The following is a 13270-nucleotide window of genomic DNA, read 5'->3' as shown; positions in this document are numbered from 1 at the left end:
ATGTCATAATAAGTTGTTACCAAAACTGTAGAGGTGATCACATGTCATCAGTCGATGAGCTTGCACACGCTTATCAATCTTTATGGAAAAATCGGCAGCTTGATGTAGTGGATATGACTTCATTACACGAGGCGATACGAGATGATTTGCTTGATGCACGCACCCATCCTCGCGCAAGAAAGTCATTACATCAAAAGTATGTACTCGCTGTGGAAAGAATTTTAGAAAGCACGATTGAACAGGGTCATCAACTACAGCTGATCAGCTTACATACGAAAAAGCTGCGAGAACTAATTCAAAATGAAGGAAGGAACCACTCATGAAACCAATTCAAACGGAAGATGTCACAGCACATCTTGAATCGTTTTTAAATCGGCCAGTCTTCGTTCATCTTGAAACGACAACTGGTTCTTATTCAGCTCATGTGAATGAGCAAAATATGACGGTCGTGGCGTATATCCGCAACGCAAAAGTTGTCTATTCACAGGCAAAAATAAAAGGACAAGGTCCATACCGTGTCGGAATGAAAACAGAAGATGGCTGGATTTACGCAGAAGGTTTAACCGATTACGTGTTTGATGAACAAGGTCGCCTGCTGTTAGCAGGACACCTGCCAGACGGAAAACTAGCGATCTCATTACAAATTAGTGAAACACCATTTCAGGTGTAGGAGAGAGGGGAACAGTGATGAACGAACATGTACTTGTGATGCTGCCTCACCCCGACGATGAATCCTTCGGGGTCGCAGGGCTCATCGCGCAAAGCAGAAAACGTGGAATTCCAGTGACGTATGCATGCGGGACACTTGGAGAAATGGGAAGAAATATGGGAAGTCCAACTTATGCTAACCGTGAGACACTTCCTGAATTAAGAAAACAGGAATTAATCAATGCATGTAAAGAAATGGATGTCACAGACTTGCGAATGCTTGGTCTTCGAGATAAAACGTTGGAATTTGAAGATGATGAGTATTTAGCGGATGTGATGGAACGCATAATTGATGAAGTGAAACCAACTCTTATTGTCACGTTTTATCCAGGTCATGGCGTACACCCTGATCATGATGCGACAGGTGAAGCGGTCATTCGTGCTCTATACCGCAAGAAAAAAGAAGACCGTCCTGTCACATACTGCATGGCCATTACGAAAAATCGAGAAGAAGTGCTAGGAAATGCCGATATTGTGATTGATATTACGGATGTAGCCGATATCAAATTAAATGCACTAAGAGCGCATAGAACACAAACAGAAGGCATGCTAAGAGAGCTTGAACAAAAGCTGAAAAACAAAGAACCAGTCGTTCAAAAATGGTTTGATGAAGAAATTTTCTGGACGTATCAATGGAATGACTAAATGAAAGGCAGCTGACTGAAGTCAGCTGCCTTTTCCTGTTGTATGAGAATGCATACGTCTTTCAATCAACCTAAGACGAACAAATAGGACGATGGCACCTGCGGCAAGCCCAGTAATCAGCCCAACCCAATAACCAAACGCTCCAAATGAGGTATACGTGCCAATCAAGTAGCCAGCTGGAAGGCCGATGACCCAGTAAGAGACAAACGCAGCAATCAGTGTGTAATTCACATCTTTATAGCCGCGCAGAGCCCCCTGAATGGGTGCAGCGATCGCATCTGACAGCTGGAAAAAGATCGCATACATCAAAAAGTGCTGTGTCATTTGTAAAACAGCTGATTCAGTTGTATATAAACCAGCGATCTCAGGTCTAAATAACAAGATGAGTGCTGCGGTACATAATGAGAACAAAACAGCTGTTGCAATGCCAATATAGCTGTAGCTTTTTGCGTCTTTATACCGCATGGCACCGGCTTCAAAACCTACAACAATCGTTAAAGCCATTGAGATACTAAGCGGCAGGATATATAAAATAGAAGCAAAGTTCATTGCTGCTTGGTGACTGGCGATTGTCACGGTATCAAAGTGACCCATTAAGAGCGTGACAGCTGCAAAAATACTTGTTTCAAAAAAGATCGCAAACCCAATAGGGATACCGATTTTCAGTATTTGACCCATTCGTGCGACGTTGAAGCGAGGTAATGTCTGAAACAACCGAAAGGATGCAAACGGTTCGGCTTTGATGACAATACAAATACTCATGATGAAAATCGCCCAATACGTCAGCGCAGATGCAAGACCTGCCCCTGCACCGCCAAGCTTTGGAAACCCAAAGTTTCCAAAAATAAAGAGATAATTTAAAACAAAATTAATAGGAAGTGCGGTTAACGTAATGAACATCGTTACACGTGTTTTTCCTAATGCATCAATGAACGATCTCATGACTGAATAACCAAAAAGCGGGATGATTCCAATAGCAAGGAAGCTGAGAAAATGACGGGCAATGGTTTCTACGGATGGTTCAAGCCCAAGTCGCCCTAAAATAAAAGGAACACACATCGATCCAATGACAATCACCACGATACTTAAAAGAAAAGATAAATAAATGGCCTGGAAGACCGCACGAGGAACATCTTCCCTGCGGCCGCCGCCCATCAGCTGAGCCACAATAGGGGTAACAGCCATTAAAATGCCAGCGAGACCAGTATAAACAGGTGTCCAAATGCTCGAACCGATCGCTACACCTGCTAGGTCTTCTGCACTCACTTTTCCAGACATCACCGTGTCTAAAAATGTGATGAGCGAAAGACCTGCCTGTGTAATTAAAATCGGAATCAATATGGTTAAAAATTGTGCCAACTTTGCTCGAATACTATTCGTTTCTCTCATCATAAGTTCCTCTCTGAACAGAAATAACGAGAGGAATTATATCACGCTATGTAAAAAAATCAATTCTCCGTCGGATTATTTTTCTTTGAGGGCTTCGTTTTTTTGAACATTTGGGCATAAATAAAAGAAAGACTGACAACACCTAAAATGCTGCAAGCATATTGAATCACTTTTTGAATGGTCATATTGAATTCACCTCCATGCAAATAGAATGTGCACAATTTGTTATTTTATGACACAAGCGAAAGAAGGAGGGACATGGTGAGATGATCAATCGCACAAATGAAGAAGCGATGTTTAAGTTAGAAATGAAATCTCATTTAACGCAAATTATGATGGATGCAAGGAAAATCGTCGAATCGCTTGACCAGACGGAACAATGCCTTCTTTGTGAACTCGAATCATTGCATGATCAGTTTAATGAAATGCATGCAGAGGCTTCCTCGTTTTATTTACAAGCATATATGGAAGAATTCACACCAGGTTTTGCTCAATTTTCTTTAGCCATTGAGAACTTATCAAAACAAAAGCATGGCGCACTGATTGTGATTCAAAGGAGAGATGAGGTGGAGGATTATATACAAAAAGGGACAAACCTCCATGCGAAAATTAGCGCATCATTAATAGAAAGCATTTTCTATCCTGGAAACCCACTTCATGATGGCGCCCTTTTAGTAAAAGAAAACACGCTTGTTTCCGCTGCAAATGTCCTACCGCTCACCTCAAAAAAAGTCAGCCCTTCTCTAGGCACAAGACACCGGGCAGCCATTGGACTTTCTGGCATGACTGATGCCCTTGTTCTTGTTGTATCAGAAGAAACAGGGAAAATGTCGTTTGCGAAAGAAGGCGTCCTCTATCCGTTAACTGTAAAAGATCAAGAAATCAGAAAGTAAACATGAACACAGCATTCTTCATTGGGAAGGGTGCTTTTTTTATTGAGAAGAAAAAACAGGCAATTAAGTAAAAAGTCATTTGATACAGAAAAATTTGTCATGTAGAATAGAACTATGAAACTAGCAACGTGCTTGTTTTGACAAATTTCTAAACGTCAACTTAAAAATTCCTTAAAAATTGTTTATAAATACAGCAAACAGCCGATAGAAACGATATGGCTTTGTTTTAGCATTTTGAGTTTGCTGCTCTAACCTATTTAGTATTGCCCAACGTCTTCATGTCGAGTAATATAATAGAAATAAAGATAAAATAGTGCAAGAGAAGCAGAACCATTAAATGCTAAACTCAAAACTAGTACATAAGTCTTATGGAACGAAATCATGAAAGGCGGAGATTTATCTATGAAGAAAAAAGTAGTAACCGGCCTCACAGTTTCAGCGATCGCAGGCTCAGCTGTTATTGCTGCACCGGCAGAAGCACAGACGATCAAGGTGAAAAGCGGTGACTCACTTTGGAAGATTGCCGAACAGTACAACACAAGTATTTCGGAACTTCAATCTCTTAATCAATTAAAAACGACGATGATTTTTGCAGGACAAAGCTTAAAGATTCCTGGTGCAAAAAGTTCAAAATCCAGCTCATCAACAAGTTCAAAAGCAACGAAATCAAGTGCTTCAACAACATCTAGCTATACAGTCAAGCTTGGGGATTCATTATGGCTGATTGCGAAGAATCACAAAATGTCAGTTGCAAGTTTGAAAAGTTTGAACAGCTTAAACAGTGACCTCATTCGTCCTGGACAAAAGCTGAAAGTGTCTGGAACGACGAAAACGAGCGGCAGCCAGTCCACAAATTCAAACTCAACATCTAATTCTAGCTCAAGTAACAAATCAACGAATTCTAATAGTTCGTCGTCAGCATCTAGTACATATAAAGTGAAATTAGGCGATTCACTTTGGAAAATTGCCAATTCGTTAAATATGTCGATTGGTGAAATTAAAACATTGAACTCGCTAAAATCTGATATGATTTATCCAAATCAAGTATTGAAGGTAAAAGGAACGGTGACGTCAAAACCAAGTCAGCCGAAAGAACCTGCTCAACCTAGCACGCCTTCAAACAGCAATCAGTCTTCAAGTAGTAAAACAACATCTTATACGGTTAAATCAGGTGATTCATTATGGAAAATTGCGAATCAGTTTAAGGTGCAGGTTCAATCAATCCGCACAGCAAACAGCTTGAAAAGTGATGTGCTGAGAATTGGACAAGTATTAAAAATCAACGGAACAGCTTCCGGTTCAACTGGATCTAATGGTTCTACGTCAAACGGTTCAACAACACCGGTCAACAATAATAAAACTGACGTTCCAATGAATGCAAAAATCACGACAATGATTCAAGAAGGTAAAAAACTCACAGGCATTCCTTACAGATGGGGTGGCAATACACCAGCTGGATTTGATTGTAGCGGCTTTGTTTACTATCTCATTAATAAGGTTTCATCAGTATCTAGATTGAGTACAGCAGGATACTGGAATATGATGACGCCTGTCAGCACACCACAAGTTGGAGATTTTGTTTATTTCACAACGTACAAAGCAGGTCCTTCTCATATGGGACTATACCTAGGTGGAGGAGATTTCCTTCATGCAAGTGACAGCGGAGTAGGAATTTCAAACTTAAGCAATCCTTATTGGAAAAAAGCCTACCTAGGCGCAAAACGTTTCTTCTAAAAAAGCCGATTTTCGGCTTTTTTTGTTTGCCCGTTGCTGTGATTGTCCATACTGATATCAAAAGGGGGCAGTCATAAATGAAAAAGTCAGTGTGGATGATCATGATATGTTTGATCTTTACCGCATCAGCATGTCATGCACCGCCGAAAAAAGAAACGACAGAAGAAACAAGAGAAGTTGCCGCACCTAAACAAGCACCAGTCACAACGTCACTCATAAACGAAAGCGGGCAAAAAATAGGGAGCATTGAAATAAGAGAGTCCTCAGAAAATGGGCTGGATCTGCATGTGAAAGCGAAAGGACTGCCACCAGGTCCTCACGGCTTTCATATTCATGAAACAGGAATATGTGAAACGCCAGATTTTGAAACAGCAGGTGCACATTTTAATCCGACCCATAGAGAGCATGGCTTCGACAACCCAAAAGGGCATCATGCTGGAGATATGCCTAATTTAGAGGTAGGGGCAGATGGACAAATTGATGTTGTCGTGAATGTACCAGATGTGACGTTAAAGGGAGGCCCAAATCAATTAATCGATCAAAACGGGCGAAGTTTCATCATCCATGCAGAAGCAGATGATTACTTAAGCAACCCTTCTGGCAACTCAGGGAAACGCATTGCTTGCGGAGCCATCACAAAAGAAATGGTAAAATAACAGAAGACGAACCTTTATGTATTGAGTGCATAAAGGTTTTTTTAGTATACTTGGTGAGGAAAATGATCGAAGAGAGGAATTAATCATATATGTTTAACCAACCATCACTCCCAGAAGAAATTCAAGCAATGATCGAAGCAAAAGGAAAAGTTCTCGAAGAAGAATTTCGTCCGCTTATCGGAACAGGCGGCTATGAATCACAAGATACGTCTATTATTCAAGATGCCATGATTGCACTTGCCCTAGGAAAAAATGTTCTGTTAAAAGGACCGACGGGCTCAGGTAAAACCAAACTAGCAGAAACTTTATCCGCTTTCTTTCAACAGCCGATGCACAGTGTAAACTGCTCAGTTGACCTTGATGCAGAAAGTCTTATTGGCTATAAAACCATCCATAATGATGGACAAGTTGCTTCTATAGAATTCATTGAAGGACCCGTTACAAAAGCAATGAAAAAAGGACACCTTTTATATATTGATGAAATCAACATGGCAAAACCAGAAACACTGCCTATTTTAAACGGTGTGCTTGATTACAGAAAAATGATGACAAACCCATTTACAGGTGAAGTCGTTAGAGCAGAAGAAGGTTTTGGCGTGATTGCAGCAATCAATGAGGGATATGTGGGGACAGTGCCGCTCAATGAAGCGCTGAAAAACCGTTTTGTCGTCATTGAAGTTCCTTACATTGGCGGTGGCATTTTAAAAGAAGTACTGCACACTCAGTCCGTATTAAAGGATGAGCGGTTAATCGATCAATTCGTACAGCTCTCATCAGATCTCATCGTCCAAGCACACAATGGACAGGTCAGTGAAGAAGCCGCATCCATTCGCGCACTGTTAGATACATGTGATCTTGCGCAATATATTCCGCCGCTTCGTGCAATTGAACGAGGAATTGTAGAGAAGCTAGAAGATGACCGGGAAAAAGCAGCGGTAAGAAATATCGCTCAAACATTATTCGAGTGAGGTTCTGACTTTTGAAATTCATCAAATTTAATGACAGCAGAATCGATTCATTTCTATTTATGGAATTAACGGATTTAGCCAAAACACTTGCCAAAAGTGATGATGTGGAGCTTGAATACGGTGTTCAATCGTACTATGAACCGTTTGAAAAGAAAATTTTCATCAGCCATTTTTGGGATGATCGTCATCAAGAGGATATGATGGCAGGCCTAAAAAGTGATGTGTTTCTGCGAGCAGTAGGGACAGTGTATAGCGATCTTACAGTGTTTGAAGACATCATTTCCTATGCCCACACATTATCCATTCCTGATGTGTGCAAACAATTGTTTATGCTGTTTGAAGATATCCGCATTGAAGAGCGGATTAAACGTGACCGCCCAGGAACAAAAAAGGTATTTAAACGGAGAAGAGAGCTTTACAGACGTCACTTTAAAACACAATTAACGATTAACCAAGAGCGCAGTATTTTAACAGATGCACTCTTTTGTGCGATATACGTGAAGCTGACAGCCGAATCTCCGCTTGAAGAAATTCCACCCCTTCATGAGCGGATAGATCCAATGATTCCGTTTATTGAGTCAAGTCTTGAACGTGTATATGACGCACGCTCGACATCTGATATCGCCATCATTGTGAAGGAATTGACAGAAGGCTTCGATGAGCTCCTTGAAAAGGATATGCTGAACACATACTTTTTCTTCCCAGAATTGGACTATGAAAAAGCGGCAAAAGAACCGCTTTTCCATGACCTCAAAAGAAAGCCAAAATTAAGTGAGGATATAAAAGTCGATCGGGAAAAAGAGGGGGATGAAGACATCCATAATGAATATATGGAAGTATGGCATAGAGAAACGGAAGCACCATCTAAAAGTTTCCTTCAATTTGATTTAGAACACGGTGGTAAAAGCGATCTCGGTAAAGATGCGGCAAGAGAAGGTGACGATGGAGATCAGGCGCTTGGAACGGTTCAAGGTTCAGCCAAACAAACCCATCGAAAAGACTATTCAAAGCTTGAAGCACTAGAAGAGGCAGAAGGAGAAGAAAGCGGGGCAGATTCGCATGAGAATGGAAAAGAAAACAAATATGCATTTCCAGTCATGATTTCACCAGAATCTCCTTCACCAGAGCAAGTAGATGTGTACAGGCAGCACGCAAAGGCAATCGAGCCTTATCAGAAACGCTTAAAACAAATGATTCAAAAAACACTTGAGCATAAAAAATCATGGCCAAAAACAGATCTTCATGCAGGACGTCTCAGTAAAAAGCTCATTCGTTATTTTACAGAGTCCAATCCTCGACTATTTTATAAAAAACAAGCGCCATCTTCTCAAATTGATGCTGTGTTCACTTTATTAGTTGACTGTTCTGCGAGTATGTTTGACAAAATGGATGAGACAAAAAAAGGGATTGTTCTGTTTCATGAAGCTTTAAAATCAGTGCAGGTACCTCATCAAATTGTAGGGTTCTGGGAAGATACAAATGACGCAACTGAAACAAGTCAGCCGAACTACTTTAACACCGTCGTATCGTTCAAAGATTCCTTATTTGACGCAGGACCATCCATCATGTCACTTGAGCCAGAAGAGGATAACCGGGACGGCTATGCGATTCGCCAAATGACAAAAATGATTTTAAAACGAAGAGAAGAGCAAAAGTTCCTCATTGTTTTCTCAGACGGAGAGCCGGCTGCATTCAGCTACGAACAAAATGGGATCGTGGATACACATGAAGCGGTTCTCGAAGCGAGAAAAAAGGGAATTGAAGTCATCAATGTGTTTTTATCCAATTCTCCGATTGAAGAGGCGCAGATGAAAACGATCCAAGATATGTATGGCAAGTTCAGCATTTTTGTACCGGATGTCGATACATTGCCAGATGTGCTATATCCATTACTCAAGAAATTGCTGCATAAAAGCATTGGGGCATAAGGTTTTGCCCCTTTCTTTAAAATATTTTTCGGAATGATTTAAATTTTTTGTTTTTCTTTGAATTTTTTATCTTTAATTGAACAAAGAATGTAGAAAGTAATCCGAAACAGTGGTAGAATATGATTGGAAGCGTTTTATTACATAAATTTGGTCATTGTGTTCTGGAAGTTATATCGAGATAGTGTTCAATCACTTGATGATCAAAGTTGGGGGTAGTGTTCAAAATGTTTCAAAATGATGTGAAACAACCGTTGAGTTGGGAAGAATTTCATGGTCCGAACCTCGGCTACGTGCTCGAGCTCTACGATCAATATGTCCAGGATCCTACTAGTGTTGATGAAGACATAAGAGGCATATTTGATGAACTTGGTGCACCACCGAGTGAAATGAAGGAGGAAATTGGGAAAAAAGAAAATAGCGTAGTTACTTCTGAACAAATCCAAAAGATAGCATCAGTCGTTAAACTGGCAGAAGACATCAGAACGTATGGCCATTTAAATGCTTCCGTCAATCCTCTTCGCAAAGAAAAGGAATTACAAGAGCTGTTTCCATTAAAGGAATACGGTTTAACTGAAGAAGACGTTAAGAATATTCCAATATCAATTATTAGTCCAGATGCACCTAAACACATTTCAAACGGCATAGAAGCCATTAACCATTTGAGAAATACGTATAAGCGTACCATTTCATTTGAGTTTGATCATGTACATGACTTCGAAGAGCGCAACTGGCTCTCTAAATCTATTGAGTCTGGTGAATTATTTAAGAAAAAACCAGCAGATAAACTAGTTTCTGTACTCAAAAGATTAACAGAAGTCGAGCAATTTGAGCAGTTCCTTCATAAAACATTTGTTGGACAAAAGCGTTTTTCTATAGAAGGATTAGACGCACTTGTTCCAGTACTTGATGAAATTATATCCGAGTCTGTTACACAAGGGACTTCAAATATTAACATTGGAATGGCACATAGAGGCCGTTTAAATGTATTAGCACATGTGTTAGGAAAGCCATATGAGATCATTTTCTCAGAATTCCAGCATGCGCCTAATAAAGAGCTTGTACCATCAGAAGGCTCTATCGGCATCAGCTACGGATGGACAGGGGATGTAAAATATCATCTCGGTGCTGACCGCCAAATCAAAGATGAAGATACAAAGAGTGCAAGAGTCACACTTGCCAATAACCCAAGTCACTTGGAATTTATTGATCCGATTATTGAAGGAAGCACTCGTGCTGCTCAAGAATCGCGTACTCAAAAAGGCTATCCAGTTCAAGACGTTGAAAAAGCGTTAGCCATCTTAATTCATGGGGATGCTGCATTTCCTGGAGAGGGAATTGTCGCAGAAACATTAAATTTAAGTCAATTAGTCGGCTATCAAGTGGGGGGAACGATCCATATCATTGCCAACAATATGATTGGATTTACCACAGAAAGCAATGAATCTCGTTCAACGAAATACGCTAGTGACCTTGCAAAAGGTTTCGAGATTCCAATTGTTCACGTCAATGCAGACGATCCAGAAGCTTGTTTAGCAGCTGTTCAGCTGGCGGTAGAATACCGTAAACGGTTTAAAAAGGATTTCTTAATTGACTTGATTGGCTACCGCAGATATGGCCATAACGAAATGGATGAGCCTTCTACTACTCAGCCAATGCTGTACGATGCGGTCAGAAAGCACAAAACGGTCAAGAATATCTTCGCAGATAAGCTTGTCACTGAGGGCCTTCTGTCAAAAGAACAAAGAGAAGAAATTGAGCAGGCTGTCACGGCAAAAATTGAAGAAGCTTATAAAAAAGTACCTTCAAAGAAAGAACATACGATTCAAGAAATCGAACTGCCAGAGCCTGTATCTAACGGCTTCCCTGCAGTTGATACATCTGTAGAGTTTGATGTATTAAGAAAGCTGAATGAAGAATTAATTAGCTGGCCGAAAGACTTCCAAGTATTCGGTAAGCTAAAGCGGATCCTTGAAAAACGTGCAAAAGTGTTTACAGATGATCGCAAAGTGGAATGGTCACTTGGTGAAGCACTGGCATTTGCATCTATATTAAAAGACGGTACGCCGATTCGAATGACCGGACAGGATTCTGAGCGAGGCACATTTGCTCAAAGAAACCTTGTTCTTCACGACAGTCAAACGGGTGATGAATTCATTGCTCTTCATGAACTGAGTGATGCAAATGCATCATTTACAGTCCATAATAGTCCACTGTCAGAAGGCTCTGTCATCGGGTTTGAATATGGTTATAATGTCTATTCTCCTGAAACATTAGTGATTTGGGAAGCTCAATTTGGAGACTTCGCAAATGCGGCTCAAGTGTATTTTGATCAATTTATTTCAGCAGGCCGCGCCAAGTGGGGACAAAAGTCAGGGCTTGTGATGCTCTTGCCACATGGATATGAAGGACAAGGTCCAGAACATTCTAGTGGAAGAACAGAACGCTTCTTGCAATCAGCTGCTGAGAATAACTGGACAGTTGCGAACCTGACAAGTGCAGCTCAATACTTCCATATTCTTAGAAGACAGGCGAAAATGCTGCTTCGTGAAGAGATTCGTCCTCTTGTCATCATGACACCGAAGAGTCTGCTTCGAAACCCGAACACATTATCCGAAGTCCAAGAACTAACAGATGGACAGTTCCGTCCAGTTCTTGAACAGCCGGGCCTTGTGCATGATCATGAAAAAGTAACACGCCTTGTGCTATCGAGCGGGAAGGTATCGATCGATATTAGTGATCGTTTTACTCAAATGGAAGACTCAAAAGATTGGCTTCATATTGCGAGAGTGGAACAATTATATCCATTCCCAGCCAAAGATATTAAAGCCATTTTATCAAAACTGACGAACTTAGAAGAAATCGTATGGGTGCAAGAAGAACCGCAAAATATGGGCGCTTGGGGATATATTGAGCCATATTTACGTGAAATTGCATCTGAAAAAGTAAAAGTACGTTACATCGGCCGCAGAAGACGTTCAAGTACGGCTGAGGGTGATCCAACTGTTCATAAAAAAGAACAAGAACGAATTGTATCTGATAGCTTGACTCGCAAAAACTAAGGGGGAAATGAAAAATGGCGGAAATTAAAGTACCTGAACTAGCGGAATCAATCTCGGAAGGAACAATTGCTCAGTGGCTAAAACAGCCGGGCGATTATGTTGAGCAGGGGGAATACCTGTTAGAACTTGAAACAGATAAAGTCAATGTCGAATTGACAGCTGAAGAATCTGGTGTTCTAAAAGAAGTACTGAAAGATTCTGGTGACACTGTCCAAGTTGGAGAAGTCATCGGAACGATTGCAGCAGGTGAAGCTGGCGGAAGCGAGTCCGCAGCTCCAGCACCTGAGCAAGATTCTGCACCAGCTTCGAAAGAAGAACCAGCAGCTGAACAAAAAGAAGAGGCAGCAAAAGAAGAGCCGAAATCTGGTAATGGCAGAACGATCGCTTCTCCAGCAGCTAGAAAACTAGCAAGAGAGAAGGGGTTAGACTTATCTGAGATTCCAACCGCAGATCCGCTGGGCAGGGTACGAAAGCAGGATGTAGCTTCTTACCAAAAGAATGAAGCTCCTGCAAGTGCACCGAAAGCCGCGCCAAAAGCAAATGCTGCGGTGCAAAATGATCAAGCAGGGAAACCAGTTGAGCGTGAAAAAATGTCACGCCGCAGACAAACCATTGCAAAACGTTTAGTTGAAGTTCAACAAACGGCAGCGATGCTGACAACATTTAATGAAGTCGATATGACAGCTGTCATGGATCTAAGAAAGCGTCGCAAAGATGCCTTCCTTGAACAAAACGATGTGAAACTGGGCTTCATGTCCTTCTTCACAAAAGCAGTGGTAGCAGCACTTAAAAAATATCCACTTCTCAACGCAGAAATTCAAGGTGATGAGCTTGTCATTAAAAAATTCTATGACATCGGTATTGCTGTAGCCGCCAATGAAGGGCTTGTGGTACCAGTTGTCCGTGATGCAGATAGACTATCATTTGCAGGAATTGAAAAAGAAATCGGTCATCTTGCGAAAAAAGCAAGAGATAACAAATTATCGCTCAATGAATTACAAGGTGGATCATTCACGATCACAAACGGAGGAACATTTGGTTCTCTGCTTTCAACACCAATTTTAAACAGTCCTCAAGTTGGAATTTTAGGTATGCATAAAATTCAGCTTCGTCCTGTTGCAATTGATGAAGAACGCTTTGAAAACCGTCCAATGATGTATTTAGCTCTTTCATACGACCACCGTATTGTCGATGGTAAAGAAGCTGTTGGGTTCCTTGTCACGATTAAAAATCTACTTGAAGATCCTGAACAGCTATTGCTTGAAGGATAATCGAAAGAAAAAGCTAGTA

Annotated in this window: 12 protein-coding genes; 10 read left to right on the top strand and 2 right to left on the bottom strand. The window is 40.9% G+C overall.

Annotation, left to right across the window (positions count from 1 at the left end):
• Positions 1-41: 41 nt before the first annotated feature.
• Genes ID12_RS14340 through bshB2 form a run of 3 tightly spaced genes read left to right on the top strand, consistent with a single transcriptional unit; the run spans position 42 to position 1353 of the window.
• Complete coding sequence (locus ID12_RS14340) at positions 42-323, top strand: hypothetical protein (RefSeq protein ID WP_008346472.1); 282 nt, start codon at positions 42-44, stop codon at positions 321-323.
• Complete coding sequence (locus ID12_RS14335) at positions 320-670, top strand: YojF family protein (protein WP_008346474.1); 351 nt, start codon at positions 320-322, stop codon at positions 668-670. The genes ID12_RS14340 and ID12_RS14335 overlap by 4 nt, the downstream gene beginning before the upstream one ends.
• A 17-nt stretch (positions 671-687) precedes the next feature.
• Positions 688-1353: a bacillithiol biosynthesis deacetylase BshB2 gene (gene bshB2, locus ID12_RS14330; RefSeq protein WP_007500738.1), complete on the top strand. Its 666-nt coding sequence runs from the start codon at positions 688-690 to the stop codon at positions 1351-1353.
• Positions 1354-1374: 21 nt separating this feature from the next.
• Here bshB2 and ID12_RS14325 read toward each other — a convergent pair whose 3' ends face one another.
• Together ID12_RS14325 and ID12_RS19615 are read right to left on the bottom strand one after the other, a co-directional pair.
• Positions 1375-2742: an MATE family efflux transporter gene (locus ID12_RS14325; protein ID WP_048003184.1), complete on the bottom strand. Its 1368-nt coding sequence runs from the start codon at positions 2740-2742 to the stop codon at positions 1375-1377.
• A 59-nt stretch (positions 2743-2801) separates the two neighbouring features.
• The gene (locus ID12_RS19615) at positions 2802-2927 is read right to left on the bottom strand and encodes a hypothetical protein (RefSeq protein WP_003215647.1); all 126 of its coding nucleotides are present in this window, start codon (positions 2925-2927) and stop codon (positions 2802-2804) included.
• Between the two features lie 81 nt (positions 2928-3008).
• Here ID12_RS19615 and cdaS point away from each other — a divergent pair, with 81 nt between their 5' ends.
• From cdaS to odhB, 7 genes are all read left to right on the top strand, one after another.
• Positions 3009-3635 carry a sporulation-specific diadenylate cyclase CdaS gene (gene cdaS / locus ID12_RS14320; RefSeq protein ID WP_007500734.1) on the top strand — a complete coding sequence of 209 codons (627 nt, stop codon included), beginning with the start codon at positions 3009-3011 and terminating at the stop codon, positions 3633-3635.
• Positions 3636-4037: 402 nt separating this feature from the next.
• On the top strand, positions 4038-5369 hold the full coding sequence (locus ID12_RS14315; RefSeq protein WP_050827693.1) for a C40 family peptidase: 1332 nt from the start codon (positions 4038-4040) through the stop codon (positions 5367-5369).
• A gap of 77 nt (positions 5370-5446) precedes the next feature.
• On the top strand, positions 5447-6025 hold the full coding sequence (locus tag ID12_RS14310) for a superoxide dismutase family protein (RefSeq protein WP_007500730.1): 579 nt from the start codon (positions 5447-5449) through the stop codon (positions 6023-6025).
• Between the two features lie 89 nt (positions 6026-6114).
• Entirely contained in the window at positions 6115-6993 is an 879-nt protein-coding gene (locus ID12_RS14305; RefSeq protein ID WP_017367449.1) for an ATP-binding protein, read from the top strand.
• An 11-nt stretch (positions 6994-7004) separates the two neighbouring features.
• Positions 7005-8921, top strand: a complete 1917-nt coding sequence (locus ID12_RS14300) for a vWA domain-containing protein (RefSeq protein WP_017367448.1) — start codon at positions 7005-7007, stop codon at positions 8919-8921.
• A gap of 224 nt (positions 8922-9145) precedes the next feature.
• Positions 9146-11980 (top strand): 2-oxoglutarate dehydrogenase E1 component, encoded by a 2835-nt coding sequence (sucA, locus tag ID12_RS14295; RefSeq protein ID WP_035391743.1) that lies wholly within the window; start codon positions 9146-9148, stop codon positions 11978-11980.
• A 14-nt stretch (positions 11981-11994) separates the two neighbouring features.
• Positions 11995-13251, top strand: coding sequence for a 2-oxoglutarate dehydrogenase complex dihydrolipoyllysine-residue succinyltransferase (gene odhB / locus ID12_RS14290; RefSeq protein ID WP_007500721.1), 1257 nt, complete (start codon positions 11995-11997; stop codon positions 13249-13251).
• Positions 13252-13270: the final 19 nt, after the last annotated feature.

It is taken from the genome of Bacillus altitudinis (assembly GCF_001191605.1).
GTDB lineage: Bacteria > Bacillota > Bacilli > Bacillales > Bacillaceae > Bacillus > Bacillus altitudinis.
Note: the sequence above shows the minus strand (reverse complement) of the source record. Positions and strands in the feature narration are given on the sequence as shown.